Origin of the sequence: Delftia sp. WSY_12, assembly GCF_043104645.1 — a bacterium.
GTDB lineage: Bacteria > Pseudomonadota > Gammaproteobacteria > Burkholderiales > Burkholderiaceae_C > Comamonas > Comamonas tsuruhatensis.
In genome coordinates this window covers 1-18,086 of record NZ_JBICKW010000007.1, presented here as the reverse complement: position 1 = coordinate 18,086, position 18,086 = coordinate 1, and the positions used below count along the sequence as shown (strand labels likewise).

Genomic DNA, 18,086 nt, shown 5'->3' with positions numbered 1-18,086 from the left:
GCGGGCAGGGGCCCGCCGGCATGGGGGTATCAGTCTTCGTGATGGATGAGGGCCGTGCCGGCCCAGGCGCCGCCGCGCAGCAGCTGGCGCACGCAGTCGATCAGCACCACGCGCGCGGCCAGGGCGGCGGGCGACAGCTCATCCTCGGACAGGCTGCACAGCAGGTTGGTGCGCAGGGCATCTTTGTCCGTGATACGCGACCACTCGAAGCGCTGCGCGGCATCGGCATAGCGGCCCATGGAGGCCCAGGGCTGCACCGTGCTGCCCAGGCCCGCATCCACGGCCGCCATGACCATGGACAGCGAATCCACCTCCAGCACCAGATGCGGCGTGAAGCGCGCCTGCGAGAAGGCCGTGTCCAGCGTGCTGCGCAGGCCGTGCAGGCCCGTGGGCAGGATCAGCGATTCGCCGGCCAGGTCGGCCAGCGCCATCTGCGGCGGCAGCGGCTCGGGGTGGTGGCCGCGCGCGCGGATCAGGAACAGCTCCTCCTCGATCAGCGGGTGCACCTGCCAGCGCCGCCCGCCTGCGCGGGCCTGACCGCCGTGCAGGCGGGCGTCGAACAGCACGGCCATGTCCAGCGCGCGCGCATTGAGCATGTCGGTCAGGTGGCCGGACATGCCCTCCACCATGTGCAGGCGCACATCGGGGTAGCGCGCGCGCATGGCCTGCATCATGGGCAGGCCCAGCATGGCCGAGGTGGTGGGCGCCAGGCCCACGCTGACCGAGCCCGACAGCCGCGCCTGCTGCGCGCTGCGCACGGCCTGCTCGGCATGGCGCAGCGTGAGCTGGGCCTCGCGGAAGAAGGCCACGCCCGCCTCGGTGGGCACCACGCCGCGCGGCGTGCGCTGCAGCAGCCGGGTGGACAGCTCGCTTTCCAGGCGGCTGACCTGCTGGCTCAGCGCGGACTGGACCATGTCCAGGTCCAGGGCGGCGCGGCTCATGGAGCCCAGTTCGACGATGCGGACGAAGTAGCGGAGTTGTCTCAGTTCCATGGGGGCGGCGCTTGTGGATGGCAGCGGCGATTGTCGGTGCAGACCGGGGCTTGGCCTCAGATGCCGCGCGGCAGCAGGGCCGCCAGGGCCTCGCCTATCGAGCGCGCAATCAGCTTCTGGCGCTCGCCGGGCATGCGCTCCAGCGTGGAGGCCACGCTGACGGCGGCCACAGGCTCGCCTTCGGCATTGCGCACCGCCATGCCCACGGCCAGCACGCCGCGCGTGGCATGGTTGCCGATGACGGACCAGCCGCGCTGGCGCGTGGCCTTCACCAGCAGGGCCATGCGCTCGGGCGTCATGCCGCCGTACTGCTCCAGCACGGGCGCGTTGGCCGCCATCGCGGCCTGCACCTCGGCATCGGGCAGGGCGGCCAGCAGGGCCAGTCCCGCCGCTCCCACGCCCAGCGGCTGGCGCGTACCCACCTGGATCACCAGGATCTGCACCGGATGCGTGCCCACATGGCGGGCGATGCAGTGCGATGCCGCACCTTCGCGCACGATGGCAAAGGCCGCGTCCGCGCAGCCCGCGCTCACGCGCTCCAGCACGGGCTGCAGCCGCACGGCCATGTTGGGCTGGCCTGCGCTGGCGGCCGTGGCCGCCAGCCGGTGGCCGGCCGCATAGCCGAAGCGCCCCCTGTGCGCCACATAGCCGCTGTCCACCAGGGTGGACAGCAGGCGGTACACCGTGGCGCGCTCCAGCCCCGTGGCGCGGCACAGGTCGGCGACGCGCAGGCCCTCGCGGCCAGCGGCCAGCACGGCGTCCAGCACCTGCAGGCCACGGCGCAGGGTGCGGCTGCCGGCATCGTCGGCGGAGACTGGAATGTCCGCTGGCCGGACGTTTGGATTGGTGCTGCGCGAAGGCATGGAAAAGAATTTCCCGGTGATTGCAGGCAGGGCAGAAAAGGGCCTGCGTGCAGCGCGCAGTGTGCCGCAGGCCGTCGAAAGCCCACACAGGCAGACATGAGCAGACATCAGCGGACATCAGCGGACATCAGAACGATCACCTGGAGACAAGACATGACAACCCCTGCCCGTTTCAATCCGTGGGCGCGCCGGCGCCTGCTGGCCTGTTCCTTCACCTGCGCACTGGCCGGCATGGCCGCCGCGACCGTCGCGACCGTGGCGTTGGCGCCCGCGCCCGTGCTGGCGCAGCCGGCGGCCTGGCCGGCCCGGCCCGTGCGGCTGGTGGTGGGCTATGCGGCCGGTGGCGCCACCGACGTGATCGCACGCCTGGTGGCCGCCAGGATGGGCGAGCAGCTGGGCCAGAGTGTGGTGGTGGACAACCGCACGGGCGCCAACAGCAATGTGGGCGCCGAAGCCGTGGCGCGGGCGCCTGCGGACGGCTACACGCTGTATGTCTACACCATTGCCAACACCATCAATGCCTCGCTCTACCCCCGGCTCGGCTATGACCCGGTCAAGGACTTCGAGCCCATCGGCCTGATCGCCAAGATTCCCAACATCCTCGTGGTCAACCCGCGCCTGCCCATACAGAACGTGGCCGACTATGTGCGCCATGCCCGGCAGAGTGCGCAGGGCATCAGCTTCGCCTCGTCGGGCAGCGGCTCGTCGATCCACCTGTCGGGCGAGATGTTCCGTCAGCTGTCGGGCCTGCGCATGCTGCACGTGCCCTACCGGGGCAGCGCACCGGCCATCACCGACCTGCTGGGTGGGCAGGTGGATTCCATGTTCGACAACGCGCCCTCGGCCCTGCCCCATGTGCAGGCCGGCAAGCTGCGCGCGATCGCCATCACCAGCGCCCGGCGCTCGGCGCTGCTGCCCGATGTGCCCACGCTGGCGGAGTCGGGCTATGCGGGCTTCGACGTGCAGTCGTGGTTCGGCCTGGCCGCCCCTGCGGGCACGCCGCCCGCCGTGATCGAGCGCCTGAACCATGCCCTGAACACCGCCCTGGCCGCACCCGAGCTGCGCCAGCGCCTGGGCGAGATGGCCGCCACGCCCGAGCCCGGCACCCCGGCGCAGATGCGCAGCTTTGCGGCGTCGGAGATCAAGCGCTGGCGCGAGGTGGTCAAGGCCTCGGGCGCCACCGCCCAGTAGTTCGGCACACGTTCGGCAAAAGCTCAACACAACCGCCCCACAAGGAGACGACCCCCATGCAACCCATTGATTTTTTCTGGCGCGCGGCCGAACGCTGGCCGCAGCGCATCGCCATCGACGCACCGGGCGGCTGCATCCGCTATGACGCGCTGGCCCGCAAGGTGGCCGCGCTGGCGGCCGGCCTGCAGGCGCTGGAGCCCGCCGTGCAAAGCCGCGTGGGCATCTGCGCGGGCAACAGCGCAGACCATATCGCCGCCCTGCTGGCGGTGATGGCCAGCGGCAAGGTCTGGGTGCCGCTCAATCCCAAGAGCACGCAGTCCGAGGTGCGCCGCATCATCGATGCCACCGAGCCTTCCATCGTGCTGTGCGATGTGGGCGGCGCTGCACTGGTGCAAGGGGCGCCGGGCATCCACCTGGTGCTGGGCGAGGGCACGGCGGCGCTGGAGCAGGCGCAAAGTGGCGCCGTTCCCGTGGTGCCCGACCTGCCCGCCGATGCCATCCAGGCCATCAAGTTCACGGGCGGCACCACGGGCCTGCCCAAGGGCGTGATGCAGCCCTGCCGCGCCTGGATGGCCGGCATTGCCAACCAGATCCAGGCCTGGGGGTTCGATGAGCATGACCGCTACGTCATGGCCGCGCCCATCACGCATGGCACGTCCACCTACCTGCTGCCCATCCTGGCGCAGGGCGGCTGCCATGTGCTGCTCGACGGTGCGGGTGCCGAGGCCGTGCGCAGCGCCTTTGCCCTGCGCGGCGGCACCGTGTGCTTCATGCCGCCCACCCTGATCTACATGCTGATGGCGCTGCCGGGCGCCAGCCGTGCGGACTTCCCCGCCCTGCGCCGCCTCATCTACGGCGGCGCCGCCATGCCGCCCGAGAAAATCCGCCAGGTGCGCGCATTCTTCGGCCCCGTGCTGGCCACCACCTATGGCCAGACCGAGGCGCCGCAGATCCTCACGGCCATGCGGCCCGAGGACTTCGAGGACGAAGGCCTGTGGACCTCCGTGGGCCGGACCACCTGGTTCAGCGACCTGGCCATCATGGCGCCCGACGGCCGCCTGCTGCCCCGGGGCGAGGTGGGCGAGGTCGTGGCGCGCGGCGATCTGCTGATGAGCGGCTACTGGCGCCTGCCCGGCAAGACGGCCGAGACCCTGGTGAACGGCTGGCTGCACACGGGGGACCGGGGCCTGATCGATGCGCAGGGCTACCTGCACCTCAAGGACCGCCTGAAGGACCTGGTCATCACGGGCGGCTTCAACGTCTATCCCGTGGATGTGGAAAACGCCCTGGGCCAGCACCCGGCCGTGCATGAGTGCGTGGTCTTCGGCATCCCCGACGACCATTGGGGCGAGGCCGTGCAGGCCGCCGTGCAATTGCGCGCCGAACTGCGCCCCGACCAGCGGCCGGACGAGGCCGAGCTGATCGCCTTCGTGCGCCAGCGCCTGGGCCCCGTGCAGACACCCAAGCGCATCCACTTTCACGCCAGCCTGCCGCGCTCGCCCGTGGGCAAGCTGCTCAAGACGGCCGTGCGCGAGCTTGCGCTAGCACCCCGCTGATCCCGAACACCATCACAAGGAGACCCTGGCCATGGCCACGCACCAACCCCCCGTCACCCGCCTGTGCACCCACACCCTCACCAGCCTGCATTACCGCGATGCCGACCTGGTCGAGGACCTGATGGGCAAGAAGACCTTCACCGAGGTGATGCTGATGCAGATCCTGGGCCGCACGCCGCGCCCCGTGGACCTGCGCATCGCCGATGTGGTGCTCATCGTGCTCATGGAGCATGGCCTCACGCCCAGCGCCATCGCCACGCGCCTCATCTACATGAGCGCGCCCGAGAACCTGCAGGGCGCCGTCTCGGCCGGCCTGCTGGCCGTGGGCAGCTCCTTCGTGGGCACCATGGAGAACTGCGCCGCGCTGCTCGACCGCATCGCCGCCGCCGCCGACCCCGAGGCCGAGGCCCGCGCCATCGCCCGGCACCACAAGGCGTTGAAAAGCCCCGTGCCCGGCTTTGGCCACCACCTGCACAAGCCCGTGGACCCGCGCGCCTACAAGCTGCTGGACATGGGCCGCGCCGAACCCGAACTGGCGGGCAGCAGAATCCGCGCGCTCGAAACCCTGTCCGCCGCCGTGGACGCCGCGGCGGGCCGGCCCATCACCATCAATGCCACGGGGGCCGTGGCCGCCCTGCTGGGCGAGATCGGCGTGCCCACGGCCGTGATGCGCGGCTTTGCCGTCATCTCGCGGGCGGCCGGGCTGGTGGCGCATGTGGTGGAGGAGCAGCAAAGCCCGTCGGGCCGGTTCATCTGGGAAACGGTGGAGGAGGCCATCCCCTACGCGGGGCATGCAGTTTCCGCGAACGCTGCGTGAAGCAATGACCGATGGACCACCGCGCGCCATGCCGCGAGCATGGAGTCCATGCAACAAACCCATGGATTGTCCGGCGCCCTCGACGGCCTGCGCGTGGTGGACCTGTCCCGCATCCTGGCGGGACCCTGGTGCACCCAGAACCTTGCCGACCTGGGCGCATCGGTACTCAAGATCGAGCGTCCCGGCACGGGCGACGACACGCGCGCCTGGGGCCCGCCCTTCGTGCAGGCGCCCGGTGGCGAGGCCGTGTCGGCCTACTTCCTGTCCTGCAACCGCGGCAAGCATTCGGTGGCGCTGGACTTCACCGAGCCGGCCTCGCATGCCTGGCTGCTGCGCCAGATCCGCGATGCCGACGTGCTGGTGGAAAACTACAAGGCCGGCGCGCTGGCGCGCCACGGGCTGGACTACGCGGCGCTGGCCGCCATCAACCCCGGGCTGATCTACCTGTCGATCACGGGCTTCGGCCAGAGCGGCCCGTTTGCGCACAAGCCCGGCTACGACTATGTGTTCCAGGGGCTGGGCGGCCTCATGGGCTACACGGGCGTGGCCGATGGCGAGGAGGGCGCGGGCCCGCTGCGCACGGGCGTGGCCGTGGTGGACCTGATGACGGGCATGTATGCCACCAGCGCCGTGCTGGCGGCCGTGGTGCAGCGCCAGCGCACGGGGCGCGGCCAGCACATCGACCTGGCCCTGCTGGACGTGGCCGTGGCCATGAATGCCAACCAGGCGGCCAACTACCTGGTCAGCGGCGAGAACCCGCGCCGCACGGGCAACGCCCATCCCAATTGCGCGCCCTACGAGGTGTTTGCCTGCGCAGACGGGCATTTCATCCTGGCCATCGGCAATGACGGGCAGTTCGCCGCCCTGTGCTCCGTGCTGGGCACGGACTGGCACCTGGACGCGCGCTTTGCCACCAATGCCGCGCGCCTGACCGGCATGGCGCAGCTGCGCCCGCTGCTGCGCGCGGCGCTGGGCCGCTGGCCGCTGCAGGCCCTGACCGATGCGCTGGACACCGCCCAGGTGCCCTGGGGCTGCATCAACACCATGGAGCAGGTCTTCGCCCATCCGCAGGTCCGGCACCGCCAGATGCTGCAGACGGTGGAGCACCCGCAGCTGGGCACGCTGAAGCTGGTGCGCAACCCCATGGTGCCGGCCGGCGGCGGCGCCCAGGTGCCGCCGCCGCCCGTGCTCGGTGCGGCGCCGCAGGACCTCTGAATCCCTAGACATCGACAAGCCAAGAAGGAGACAAGGATGACGAAACGCATGAAAGCACTGAAGGCCGCCGTGGCAGCCGCCGCGTTGGCGGGGATGCCGCTGGCGTATGCAGCGGGGGCGGCAGGGGCGGCCGGGGCGGCAGGGGCAGGAAGCTATCCCGACCGGCCCGTACGCCTGGTAGTGCCCTATGCGGTGGGCGGCGCCACCGATGTGATCGCGCGCGTGGCGGCCCGCTATCTGGGCGAGACGCTGGGCCAGCCCGTGGTGGTGGAAAACCGCCCCGGCGCGGGCGGCAGCACGGGCTCGGCCTATGCGGCCAAGCAGCCGGCCGACGGCTACACCCTGGTGATGATGGTGGAGAGCTCGCATGCGGTGAACCCCAACGTCTACGCCAAGCCCGCGTATGACCCGGTGAAGGACTTCACCCCCATCACCAACATCGCCAATGTGCCGGGCGTGATGGTGGTCAGCGCAGGCTCGGCCTACAAGAGCGCCAGGGATGTGAGCGACGCGGCGCGCGCCGCGCCGGGCCGGCTTAACTACGGCTCCTCGGGCAATGGCGGGCTCAGCCACCTGAGCGGTGCGCTGTTCGGCAGCACCACGGGCACCACCCTCACCCATGTGCCCTACAAGGGCCTGGGGCCGGCGCTCAACGACCTGATGGCGGGGCAGCTCGATGTGGTGTTCGACAACATGCCGTCCTCTGGCGCGCTGATCGCAGGCGGCCAGCTGCGTGCGCTGGCCGTGTCCAGCCCCGTGCGCCTGCCGGCCCTGCCCGGCGTGCCCACCTATGCCGAGGCCGGGCTCAAGCCCATGAACGACATGTCCTGGTACGGCCTGGGCGCGCCTGCCAGGCTCGATCCCGCCATTCTTGCCAGGCTCAGCGAAGCCATGCGCAAGACCTTGCAAAAGCCCGAGCTGATCAAGACCATCGAGCAGCAGGGCGCCGTCGTGGACTTCCAGGAGCCTGCGCAGTTCAGGCAGACGGTGGAGCGCTCCAACCGCGCCTGGTCCCAGCTGATCCGCGACATCGGATTCGAGAAACTTTGAGGAGATCTGCCGTGCATGCACAAGTGACCTTTCCCACCCCGCAGACCGCCGTGCTCACCATCACCGGCGGCGGGCCGCTGAACATCCTGGGCACGCCCGTGATCCGCGCGCTGACCGCGCAATTGGCCGAGCTGGCCGAGCACCCCGATCTGCACTGCCTGGTGCTGCGCGGATCGGGCACGCGCGCCTTCGTGGCGGGGGCCGACATCCGCGAGATGGCGTCGCTCAACGCCGCCTCGGCACGCGCCTTCATCAGCGGGCTGCGCGACCTGTGCAACGCGGTGCGGCATTTCCCCGTGCCCGTGATCGCCCGGCTGCAGGGCCATACGCTGGGCGGCGGGCTGGAGCTGGCCATGGCGGCCGACCTGCGCATCGCGGCCGATGATGCCGTGGTGGGCATGCCCGAGGTCAAGGTCGGCATTCCCTCGGTGATCCACGCGGCCATGATGCCCGCGCAGATCGGCGGCACGCGCGCCAGCTGGCTGCTGCTCACGGGCGAGAACATCGGCGCCCTGCAGGCCGAGCGCTGGGGCCTGCTCAACGAATGCGTGCCCGGCGACCAGCTCGATGCGCGCATCGCGCAGATTGCCGAGGGGCTGGGCGGGATCGGCATCGAGGCGCTGCGCCAGCAAAAGCGCCTGCTGCGCCGCTGGGAAGGCATGGGCGTGGACTCGGCCATCACCGACAGCGTGGCCGAGTTCGGCGCGGCCTTCAACACGGGCGAGCCGCAGCACCACATGAATGCCTTCCTGGAGCGCAAGCAGGCCAAGGCCCAGCACTGAACCCAGGCCGGGCCGGGCTAGGCCTTGTCGGCCAGCCCTTTCAGAAAGCTGCGCAGCCGCTGCGCGGTGGGCGTCAGCGGCCGTTCGCTGGAGCGCACCAGCTGCAGCGGGCGCCGTGCCCAGGTTTCCTCCAGCGGCAGGCAGGCCACCGCATGCGCGGTGCCGAGCCTGCGGTAGATGCTGTGCGGAATGATGGCCAGGCCCACGCCCTGCGAGACCAGCCGCACGATGGAGGTGAAATCGTCCACGTGGATGCGGCAGCGCAGCGGCCGGCCATGGCGCTTGGCCAGCTCGCGCAGAAAGGCGTAGTTGCTGCTGGTCAGCGCCATGCCCACGAAGGCATGGGCCAGGGTGTCGAAGAAGCGGCAGGAAGGGCCTTCGCCGTCCTCTGGCCTCTCGCCCGGCTGGGGCACCAGCGGATGGCCGGGCGGGGCGATCACCACCAGGCGGTCCTGTGCAAAGGTCTCGCAGGCCACGGCGCCCGCCATGGGCTCGCCCGCGTAGACGCCCAGGTCGGCCTCGCCCTCGGCCACTCTGGCGGCAATCGTCTCGCTGGTCTGCTCCACCAGGGTGAGGTTCACCTCGGGAAAGGCGGTCAGGAACTCGCCGATGTGCGGGCCGATGAAGCCGTGCAGCGAGGAGCTGTTGGCCGCCAGCGTTGCCTTGCCCTGCAGGCTGCTGCCCAGCAGGGCGGCCTCGGCCTCCATGCCGTCGATGGCGGCGAACACGCCGCGCGCATGCTCGAGCATGGCGTGGCCTTCCTCGGTCAGCCGCATGCCCTTGTGCTCGCGCGTGAACAGCTGGCAGCCCAGGGCCTGCTCCAGATTGCGCAGACGCTGGCTGGCGGCCGAGGGCGTCAGGTGCCGCGCCTGGCTGGCACGCGAGAGATTGCCGGCCTGGGCGATGGCCATGAACAGCTTGAGATCGGTCAGGTCGTAGCGCATGCGGGCGTTTCCTAGGGGGCAGGAGGGCCATTATTCCTGCTGGCGCAGGGCTGCAAAGCCCGTGGCGCGCAGCCTTTGAAGGGCGCTGGGATAATCGCTGCCATGACTAAACACCGCGTCGTGGTGGGCCTGTCGGGCGGTGTGGACTCCGCTGTCACGGCCCATCTCCTCAAGCAACAGGGCCATGAAGTGGTCGGCATCTTCATGAAGAACTGGGAAGATGACGACGACAGCGAATACTGCTCGTCCAATGTCGATTTCGTCGATGCCGCCGCCGTGGCCGACGTGGTCGGCATCGAGATCGAGCATGTGAACTTCGCCTCCGAGTACAAGGACCGCGTCTTCGCCGAGTTCCTGCGCGAGTACCAGGCCGGCCGCACGCCCAACCCCGATGTGCTGTGCAATGCCGAGATCAAGTTCAAGGCCTTCCTGGACCACGCCATGCGCCTGGGCGCCGAGAAGATCGCCACGGGCCACTACGCCCGCGTGCGCCAGAACCCCGACACGCAGCTGTTCGAGCTGCTCAAGGGGCTGGACCCGGCCAAGGACCAGAGCTACTTCCTGCACCGCCTCAACCAGGCCCAGCTGTCCAGGTCCATGTTCCCCGTGGGCGAGCTGAAGAAGACCGAGGTGCGCCGCATTGCCGAGGAGATCGGCCTGCCCAACGCGAAGAAGAAGGACTCCACGGGCATCTGCTTCATCGGAGAGCGGCCGTTCCGCGACTTCCTGAACCGCTACATCAGCAAGGAGCCCGGCAACATCCTCGACGACCGCAACCGCAAGCTGGGCAAGCATGTGGGCCTGTCGTTCTACACGCTGGGCCAGCGCTCGGGCCTGGGCATCGGCGGCGTCAAGGAAAAGGGCGCGCCGCGCGGCGGCGGCGACCATGAGCCCTGGTTCGTGGCGCGCAAGGAGCTGGACACCAACACGCTGCGCGTGGTGCAGGGCCATGACCATCCCTGGCTGCTGTCGCAGTCGCTGCTGGCCGACCAGGTCAGCTGGGTGGCCGGCCACGCGCCCGCCGAGGGCAAGGCCTACGGCTCCAAGACGCGCTACCGCCAGCCCGACTCGCCGGCCCTGATCTCGGGCGCCACGCCCGAGGGCTTCCGGCTGGATTTTCCCGAGCCGCAATGGGCCGTCACGCCCGGCCAGTCGGCCGTGCTCTACGACGGCGACGTGTGCCTGGGCGGCGGCATCATCGCGGCGGTGGATCCGCAGTGATGCAGCACTGACGCGGCACTGATGCGGCATTGATGCCGGGCAGGATTCGGCCCGTCGCGTTTTGCTATCGTCACGGGGGGCGGCACAACCGCCCCTTTTTCTTTTTCCTTTTGTTCTTCACGACAGCACCACAGGAGACCCCATGGCTTCATCGATTCTTGCGCGCCGGCATTTTCTGGGAGCGGCCCTGGGCGCCGTGGCCACGGCCGGATGCAACGGCGAGGTGTCCTGGGGCGATCCCATCGATCCGCCCGTGACGGACCGCGTCAAGCGTGCGCTCGATCAACTCGACGGCCAGGTGCGCGCGCAGATGCGGCGCACGGGCGTGCCCGGCGTGGCCGTGGCGGTGGTGCATGAAGGGCGCCTGGTCTATGCCCAGGGCATGGGCGTGCGCCGTCTGGGCTCGTCGCTGGCCGTGGATGCGGACACGGTGTTCCAGCTCGCCTCCGTCTCCAAGTCCGTGGGCGCCACCGTGGTGGCGCAGCAGGTGGGCCAGCGCCGCGTGTCCTGGGACACGCGCGTGCAGCAGGGCCTGCCCTGGTGGACGCTGGAGGATGCCGATGCCGCCCAGCGCATCACCGTGGGCGACATGTATGCCCACCGCTCGGGCCTGCCCGGCCAGGCCGGCGATGCGCTGGAGGAGCTGGGCTACAGCCAGCGCCAGATCCTGGAGCGCCTGCGCTACCTGCCGCTGCGGCCCGTGGGCACCCAGTACGCCTACAGCAACTTCGGCCTGACCACGGGTGCCGAGGCGGTGGCCGCCATCGCAGGCCAGTCCTGGGCGGCGCTATCGCAGCAGGCCGTCTACGGCCCGCTGGGCATGACGCAGACCAGCTCGCTGTTTGCCGATTTCGAGGCGCGCGCCAACCGCGCGGCCGGCCACCTGCGCGTCAATGGCGTGTGGCAGACGGGGCCGGTGCGCCGGCCCGATGCGCAGTCGGCCGCCGGCGGCGTCAGCTCCACGGTGCGCGACATGGCGCGCTGGATGACCATGCTGCTGGACGAGGGCCGCTTCGAGGGCCGCCAGGTGGTCGATGCGCAGGCGCTGCGCACGGCGCTGTCGCCGCAGATGCTGCAGTCGCCGGCCGGCAACGGCGAGCCCGCCCGCTACTACGGCTTCGGCTTCAACGTGGGCGTGTCCGAGGCGGGGCGCACCACCTACAGCCACTCGGGTGCCTTCGGCACGGGCAGCGCGACCAGCTTCACCGTCATGCCCGAGCTCAAGCTGGGCATCGTGGTGCTGACCAACGGCATGCCCATCGGCGTGCCCGAGATCGTGGTCTCGCAGTTCCTGGACCAGGTCGAATGGGGCCGCCAGCGCCAGGACTGGGAGAGCATCTGGACCAAGCGGCTGGCGCCCATCATGCAGCCGCATGGCGAGCTGGCAGGCAAGACCCGGCCCCCTTTCCCCCGACCGCCCCGGCCGCTGGGCGCCTATGTGGGCAGCTACGCCAACCGCTTCTACGGGCCGGCCCAGGTCAGCCTGCAGACGGGTGGCGGTGGACTGCAGGTCAGCCTGGGTTCGCAGCGCATGCTGCTCAGCCACTGGGATGGCGAGGTCTTCAGCTTCGTGCCCGAGGGCGATTCGCCGGGCAGCCTGTCCAAGGCCACGTTCGACGGCAACCAGCTCACGCTGGAGTATTTCGACGATGTGCTGACCCCGGCCGGCGTCAGTGCGGGGATAGGGCGCTTTTCCCGCTGAGGGTGTCCTGCTCCGTGCCGTTGTGCAGGTGATCGCCGGGCACGGGCAGCCAGGCGGCCAGCACGGTGGCGCTGGGCTCTGAATCCATGTCCAGATGGCCGCCCAGGCGCTGCAGGCGCGCCTGCATGCTGCGCAGGCCCACGCCCATGCCGGCCTGCTGCACGGCGGCCACGTCAAAGCCTGCGCCGTCGTCGGTGATGCGCAGCATCAGCCAATGCGGCTCGGGCCACTGCAACTGCACCTGCACGCACTGGGCGCGGCTGTGCTTGATCACATTGGCCAGCGCTTCCTCCAGCACGCGCGTCAGCGCCAGGCACTGCAGCGCACCGGGCGGCTGCGGCCAGGCGGCCGGCACCTGCCAGTCGGACTGCATGTCCAGCGCGTCGAACAGGCTGGCAAAGCGGTGGCGCAGCGGCGCGATCCAGGCCTGGGGCGTGTCCGGCACGGTGACGGAGACGCTGGTGCCGCTGTCGATCATCTGGCGCAGGTCGTCGCGCAGCAGCTTGAGCACGGACAGGAACTGGCGGTTGTGCATGGGGCCGCCCGCCTGCTCCACCATGGCGATGGAGCGCACCAGGGAGCCGCCCAGGCTGTCGTGCAGGTCGTGCGCCAGCTGCATCCGTTCCTGCAGCCGCGAGTGGCTGAGCGCCAGCGCATGCTCGCGCGCCAGCGTGCCGCCGAGCTCGTCGCAGGCACGCGCCACGCTGTCGGTCAGCTCCTGGTTGAACTGCTCGATGCGGCGCATGCTGAGCACGAACCGCCGGCCCAGCACCATGGACAGGGCCAGCATGGTCAGCGGCGCGGTATAGGGCATCCAGGGCGTGGCGGGGCCAATCACCTTCTTGAGCGCCAGCATGTCGTGCAGGCCCGCGCACAGGAAGACCAGCAGGCAGGCCGCGTAGACCAGGTGGCCCGGCTCGCGCGTGCGCCAGGCGTGCAGCGGAAAGTGCAGCGACACGGCCACGCAGATGCCGAAGTACACCAGGCCGATGTGCAGCACGCCGTCCACCAGCCACCAGGGCGCGAAGATGGCGGCGGCCATGCCGGCCAGCGTCAGCGCCCACAGCAGCTTTTCCAGCCGGGGCAGATGCAGTTTTCCGAAGCGCCAGGTGAACAGGCAAAAGCTCTGGCTGAACAGCAAAAAGACCAGCAAATTGCCGCGTGCCACGGCCAGGGTGTCGGGGAAGGGCCAGGCCTCGGTGGCCAGGATATTGGCCAGGAACAGCGCCCAGCAGAAGGCATTGAGCGCGTACCAGCCAAAGGCCTTGCTGGCGCGCCGCTGCAGCCAGGCAAAGGCGAACAGCACGCCCAGCACCAGCGAGACCACGATGTTCATGGCAAACAGCGTGCGCTGGTTCCACCAGGTCTGCTCGTGCCACTGGCGCAGCGCCTCGGGCTCGCCCAGGCGCACCTCGCCCAGGCCCGGCGTCTGCTCGGCCAGGCCGTGCACGCGTATCCACACGCTGTTGGTGCCCGCATGCAGGGCGGATTCGGGCAGCAGCCAAAAGCGCGGCATGTTCCAGCTGCGCGACAGGGGCTCGACCAGGTGCCGGTCGCGCCACAGCAGGTCGCCGTTCACGAAGACCTCGCCGGCCATGACCATGGAGTGCAGGGCCAGCGCCACGGGATCGGCGGCAGCGGGGTGAGCGCAGCCGCGTTGCCAGTCGATGCGGTACCAGACGGCGCCGCTGTAGCCGGGCCAGCGGTCCAGCCAGTGGTCGGGCAGGGTCACGTTGTGCCAGTCGCGTACCGCGCTGGCGATGGGCGGCGGTCCCTGGCCTGCGGCCTTGGCGGACTGGATGGACAGGATCTGCGGCAGGCAGGCCTGGGCCAAGGCGCAGGTACTGCACAGGAGAAACGCAAGGCTCAGGGCGAGGCCCAGGGCGAAGTGCCGCACCGGGCCGAACCACCGGCGCCACCCGCCCATGGCCGTCAGCCCAGCAATCCGCGCACGCGTGCCGTGTTGACGGCGCGCGTGCGCGAGGACACGGCCAGCTTGCGGTAGATGTGCTTGATGTGGCATTCCACCGTGTAGCGCGACAGGTGCAGCTGCTCGGCGATCTCGCGGTTGGTCAGGCCATCGGCCACCAGGCGCAGGATCTGGCTTTCGCGCGCGCTCAGCGTGGACTCGGTGCCGCTGCTCTCCGGCGTGGCCGGTGCCGCGCCCTGCAGCTCGGCGATCACGCGGCGCGCGATGAAGGGGTCGATGGGCGCGCCGCCGCGCAGCACGCTGCGGATGGACAGCGACACTTCCAGGTCGTCGCGCTCCTTGAGCACATAGCCGGTGGCGCCTGCGCGCAGCGCCGCGAGGATGGCATCCTCCGTGCTCCAGGCCGAGATCACCAGGATGCCCACGGCCGGGTCTGCGCTGCGCATCTCGGCGATCAGGTCGATGCCGCTGCCGTCGGGCAGGCCCAGGTCCACCAGGGCCAGGGCCACGGGCTCGGCCAGGCAGGCGCGGGCCTGGGCCAGGGAGCCTGCGAACAGCAGGGCATCGGGCGTGTAGCCCAGCTGGCCCAGCACGGACTGCAGCCGCTGGCGGATCAGCGGCTCGTCCTCCACCACCAGCACCGGGGCCGGAAGCGTGGACTCTGGGACAAGCAGGTGGGCGGGCATGGAAAAGGCGTGCGCAGCGGCGGGCGTAAAAAGGGGCAGGATGGCCGCCCGACTGTGGGCGAAGCCCGCATCTTTGCATATCCCTGAAAACTGGTAATCGTGGGGGCGCGCGCCGCTGCGCCGTCCATAATTCCGGCCCGGGCCGCACGGGCGGACCCTGGCAACGACACCTACCGAAAGGACGCCGCCGCATGGCACGCGTACGTGACCCTGCTGGCTACGATGGCCAGCGTGAAATGATCCTCTCCCACGCCGCCCAGCTGTTCGCGCAGCGCGGCTATGCGGGCACCTCCATGAACGAGGTGGCTGCGGCCTGCGGCGTCTCCAAGGCCACGCTCTACCACTATGTGATCGACAAGCACGACCTGGCCGTGCGCATTGCCGAAGAGCATGTGCTGCGCCTCGAAGCCCTGGTCAACGACACCCTGCAGGCCCATGCCGATCCCGAGCAGCGCCTGCATGCGCTGATCCGCGGCTTCGGCCAGGAGTACGCCCAGGCCCAGAATGCCCACCGCGTGCTGACCGAGGACGTGCGCTTCCTGCGCGAGGAAGACCAGCAGCGCATCCTGGACGTGGAGCGCCGCGTGGTCGCGGCCTTTGCGCAGACCATTGCCCAGGTGCGCGGCGAGCCCGCCGACAGCGCCCTGGGCAAGCCCCTGGCCATGCTGCTGTTCGGCATGATCAACTGGACCTTCACCTGGCTCAAGCCGGGCGGCACGCTGGACCATGACGCCATTGGCACCATGGTGTCCCAGCTGTTCTTCGGCGGCGTGCGCGCGGTCAGCGTGCCGGATGGCAAGAAGCCGCGCAAGGCCCGCCAGGCCTAGGCTCGGCCCGGTCCCTTACCACCGGCGCTGCACGACCACGAAGCGGTCGGCCACGAAGGCCAGCGTGGTGTAGCTGGCATTGGCCGCGGGATTGCCGCCCGTGGCATGGAAGTCCGAGAAGCCTGCCGACTGGTTGACCATCACGCCCTGCGTGAGATTGATGGACAGGGCCACGCGCGAGCGCAGCGCCGAGGCCGCCACGGCATCGACAAAGGCCGCATCCGTGGAGTACAGGCCCAGGGTCATCGCGCCATGCGCGCGCACGCTGCGCTCGGCCAGCTCGCGCGCGGCCTGGGCCGAGGGCACGGCCACCAGGTAGGAGACCGGGCCGAAGCATTCGCGCTCGTAGATGGCGGCGTCCGCCACGTCCAGCGCGCGCAGCGCGGGCGTGCGCACCTCGGCCTGCGGGTACTCGGGATGGGTGAGCTTTTGCGAGGCGCGCACGGCGCGGCCCACGGTGGCCGCCTGTTCCACGCGCTCCACGGTCTGCGCAGAGCCTATGGCGCCCAGCACGGTGAAGGCCACCTTGGGATCGGCCAGCAACTGGTCGATGGCGGCGGCCAGATCGGCGCCGACCTGCTCGAAGCTCTTGTGGCCCTGGTCAGTCTCTATGCCGCCGGCCGGAACCAGCAGGTTCTGCGTGGTGGTGCACATCTGGCCGCTGTACAGCGACAGTGACAGGGCCAGATTGCGCAGCATGCCTGCGTAGGCATCGGTGGACTCGATCACCACCAGGTTCACGCCGGCCATCTCGGCATACAGGCGTGCCTGCGGCGCGTTGGACTGCAGCCACTGGCCGAAGGCATTGCCGCCGGTGAAGTCGATGGAGGCCACGGCGGCGTGCGTGGCCAGGGCCTGGGTCAATTCGGGCTTGTCGCTCACGGCCAGGGTCACGAGGTTGGGGTCCAGGCCCTGCTCGGTCAGCACATCGCGCAGCACGCTCACGGTGAGCGCGGCCGGCAGCACGGCGTTGGGGTGGGGCTTGACGATCACGGGGTTGCCCGTGGCCAGCGCGGCGAACAGGCCCGGGTAGGTGTTCCAGGTCGGGAAGGTGGCGCAGCCGATGACCAGGGCCACGCCACGCCCCACGATCTCGAAGCGCTTGTGCAGCACGGCGGGCGCATGCTTGCCCTGGGGCTTTTCCCAGACGGCCTCGGCAGGCACGTCGGCCATGGCCTTCCAGGCCACGGCAATGGCTTCCAGGGCGCGGTCCTGGGCATGGGGGCCGCCGGCCTGGAAGGCCATCATCGCGCCCTGGCCCGTGGTCAGCATCACCGCATGCGCGATCTCGAAGCTGCGCTGGTGGATGCGCGTCAGCGCCTCCAGCAGCACGCCGGTGCGGCCCTGGGGTCCGAGCGCCTGCCATGCGGGCTCGGCCGCCTGGGCGGCATCCACCAGCGCCTGGGCATCGCACTCGGGGTAGCGGATGTCCAGGGCCACGCCATAGGGCGATTGCTCGGTGGCCACGCGGGCGCGTTCACCGGGCTGGCGCAGCGGATAGTCCTTGCCGAACAGCGCCTGCACGGCGGCGTGGCCCTGGGCCTGCGCGGTCTCGCCATACACCTTGGGCGAGGGCGCTTCGGGGAAGGGCGACCAGTGGCCCCGGCGGGACAGGGCCTGCAGCGCGTCGTTGAGCAGAGGGCGGTGGCGTTCGTAGAGGGCGTGGGCGGGCATGGGATGTCTCCTGGTTTGGAATGTGGCGTCGCTATCAGGGTTAGTACCGGACAACAAGCCTTGTTGCTCAAGAAAGCTGCATCTTATAATCCTACCGTCCGGTCGGTCAATTATTCTGAACCCCTTGCCTCACGACGCCAGAACCCCGATGAACAAAGACCTGCGCCCCGCCCCCGGCGAACTCGATCCCATCGAAACTGCCAGCCGCGACGAGATCGCCTCGCTGCAGCTGCAGCGCCTGCGCTGGTCGCTGCAGCATGCCTACGACAACGTGCCGCACTACCGCCGCGCCTTCGACGAAAAGGGCGTGCATCCGTCCGACCTGCGCACGCTGTCCGACCTGGCCCGCTTTCCCTTCACCACCAAGAAGGACCTGCGCGAGAACTACCCGTTCGGCATGTTCGCCGTGCCGCGCCAGAAGGTGGCGCGCGTGCATGCCTCCTCGGGCACCACGGGCAAGCCCACGGTCGTGGGCTACACGTTGAATGACATAGACAACTGGGCCAACCTGGTGGCGCGCTCCATCCGCGCGGCGGGCGGGCGGCCTGGCGACATGGTGCATGTGGCCTACGGCTACGGCCTGTTCACGGGCGGCTTGGGCGCGCACTACGGTGCCGAGCGTGCGGGCTGCACCGT

Annotated in this window: 15 protein-coding genes and 1 pseudogene; 10 read left to right on the top strand and 6 right to left on the bottom strand. The window is 70.0% G+C overall.

Annotated features, from left to right (window positions below; all coding sequences use genetic code 11):
• Positions 1–29: 29 nt before the first annotated feature.
• On the bottom strand, positions 30–992 hold the full coding sequence (locus tag ACF8LI_RS03505) for a LysR substrate-binding domain-containing protein (protein ID WP_012202727.1): 963 nt from the start codon (positions 990–992) through the stop codon (positions 30–32).
• A gap of 56 nt (positions 993–1,048) precedes the next feature.
• A complete protein-coding gene (locus tag ACF8LI_RS03500) occupies positions 1,049–1,855 on the bottom strand; it encodes an IclR family transcriptional regulator (protein WP_013804645.1) in 807 nt (268 codons plus the stop codon).
• A 153-nt stretch (positions 1,856–2,008) separates the two neighbouring features.
• Between ACF8LI_RS03500 and ACF8LI_RS03495 the strand changes: the two genes are divergently transcribed.
• Genes ACF8LI_RS03495 through ACF8LI_RS03470 form a run of 6 tightly spaced genes read left to right on the top strand, consistent with a single transcriptional unit; the run spans position 2,009 to position 8,466 of the window.
• Positions 2,009–3,046, top strand: coding sequence for a tripartite tricarboxylate transporter substrate binding protein (locus tag ACF8LI_RS03495; RefSeq protein WP_016449569.1), 1,038 nt, complete (start codon positions 2,009–2,011; stop codon positions 3,044–3,046).
• A 56-nt stretch (positions 3,047–3,102) separates the two neighbouring features.
• Positions 3,103–4,602 carry a class I adenylate-forming enzyme family protein gene (locus ACF8LI_RS03490; RefSeq protein ID WP_392412050.1) on the top strand — a complete coding sequence of 500 codons (1,500 nt, stop codon included), beginning with the start codon at positions 3,103–3,105 and terminating at the stop codon, positions 4,600–4,602.
• Positions 4,603–4,633: 31 nt separating this feature from the next.
• On the top strand, positions 4,634–5,419 hold the full coding sequence (locus tag ACF8LI_RS03485; RefSeq protein WP_016449571.1) for a citryl-CoA lyase: 786 nt from the start codon (positions 4,634–4,636) through the stop codon (positions 5,417–5,419).
• Positions 5,420–5,467: 48 nt separating this feature from the next.
• The gene (locus ACF8LI_RS03480; protein WP_392412048.1) at positions 5,468–6,634 is read left to right on the top strand and encodes a CaiB/BaiF CoA transferase family protein; all 1,167 of its coding nucleotides are present in this window, start codon (positions 5,468–5,470) and stop codon (positions 6,632–6,634) included.
• Between the two features lie 36 nt (positions 6,635–6,670).
• Positions 6,671–7,684 carry a Bug family tripartite tricarboxylate transporter substrate binding protein gene (locus tag ACF8LI_RS03475; protein ID WP_392412045.1) on the top strand — a complete coding sequence of 338 codons (1,014 nt, stop codon included), beginning with the start codon at positions 6,671–6,673 and terminating at the stop codon, positions 7,682–7,684.
• An 11-nt stretch (positions 7,685–7,695) separates the two neighbouring features.
• On the top strand, positions 7,696–8,466 hold the full coding sequence (locus tag ACF8LI_RS03470) for an enoyl-CoA hydratase (RefSeq protein WP_392412043.1): 771 nt from the start codon (positions 7,696–7,698) through the stop codon (positions 8,464–8,466).
• Between the two features lie 17 nt (positions 8,467–8,483).
• Here the strand turns inward: ACF8LI_RS03470 and ACF8LI_RS03465 are convergent, their stop codons facing one another.
• A complete protein-coding gene (locus tag ACF8LI_RS03465; protein WP_392412041.1) occupies positions 8,484–9,410 on the bottom strand; it encodes a LysR substrate-binding domain-containing protein in 927 nt (308 codons plus the stop codon).
• A 102-nt stretch (positions 9,411–9,512) separates the two neighbouring features.
• Here ACF8LI_RS03465 and mnmA point away from each other — a divergent pair, with 102 nt between their 5' ends.
• A complete protein-coding gene (mnmA, locus tag ACF8LI_RS03460) occupies positions 9,513–10,631 on the top strand; it encodes a tRNA 2-thiouridine(34) synthase MnmA (RefSeq protein WP_026062033.1) in 1,119 nt (372 codons plus the stop codon).
• Between the two features lie 142 nt (positions 10,632–10,773).
• On the top strand, positions 10,774–12,333 hold the full coding sequence (locus ACF8LI_RS03455; RefSeq protein ID WP_016449576.1) for a serine hydrolase: 1,560 nt from the start codon (positions 10,774–10,776) through the stop codon (positions 12,331–12,333).
• Here ACF8LI_RS03455 and ACF8LI_RS03450 read toward each other — a convergent pair.
• Together ACF8LI_RS03450 and ACF8LI_RS03445 are read right to left on the bottom strand one after the other, a co-directional pair.
• The gene (locus tag ACF8LI_RS03450) at positions 12,302–14,260 is read right to left on the bottom strand and encodes a 7TM diverse intracellular signaling domain-containing protein (RefSeq protein WP_392412038.1); all 1,959 of its coding nucleotides are present in this window, start codon (positions 14,258–14,260) and stop codon (positions 12,302–12,304) included. The two genes, ACF8LI_RS03455 and ACF8LI_RS03450, sit on opposite strands and share 32 nt — an antisense overlap.
• Before the next feature lie 5 nt (positions 14,261–14,265).
• Complete coding sequence (locus tag ACF8LI_RS03445) at positions 14,266–14,949, bottom strand: response regulator transcription factor (RefSeq protein ID WP_013804635.1); 684 nt, start codon at positions 14,947–14,949, stop codon at positions 14,266–14,268.
• Between the two features lie 191 nt (positions 14,950–15,140).
• On the opposite strand from ACF8LI_RS03445, the gene ACF8LI_RS03440 reads away from it, so the two are divergent.
• Positions 15,141–15,776: a TetR/AcrR family transcriptional regulator gene (locus ACF8LI_RS03440; protein WP_034389704.1), complete on the top strand. Its 636-nt coding sequence runs from the start codon at positions 15,141–15,143 to the stop codon at positions 15,774–15,776.
• A 15-nt stretch (positions 15,777–15,791) separates the two neighbouring features.
• Here ACF8LI_RS03440 and paaN read toward each other — a convergent pair whose 3' ends face one another.
• Positions 15,792–17,450, bottom strand: coding sequence for a phenylacetic acid degradation protein PaaN (gene paaN, locus ACF8LI_RS03435; protein WP_392412035.1), 1,659 nt, complete (start codon positions 17,448–17,450; stop codon positions 15,792–15,794).
• 148 nt (positions 17,451–17,598) lie between these two features.
• On the opposite strand from paaN, the pseudogene ACF8LI_RS03430 reads away from it, so the two are divergent.
• Positions 17,599–18,086 (top strand): annotated as a pseudogene (locus ACF8LI_RS03430) (phenylacetate--CoA ligase); the annotation flags it as partial.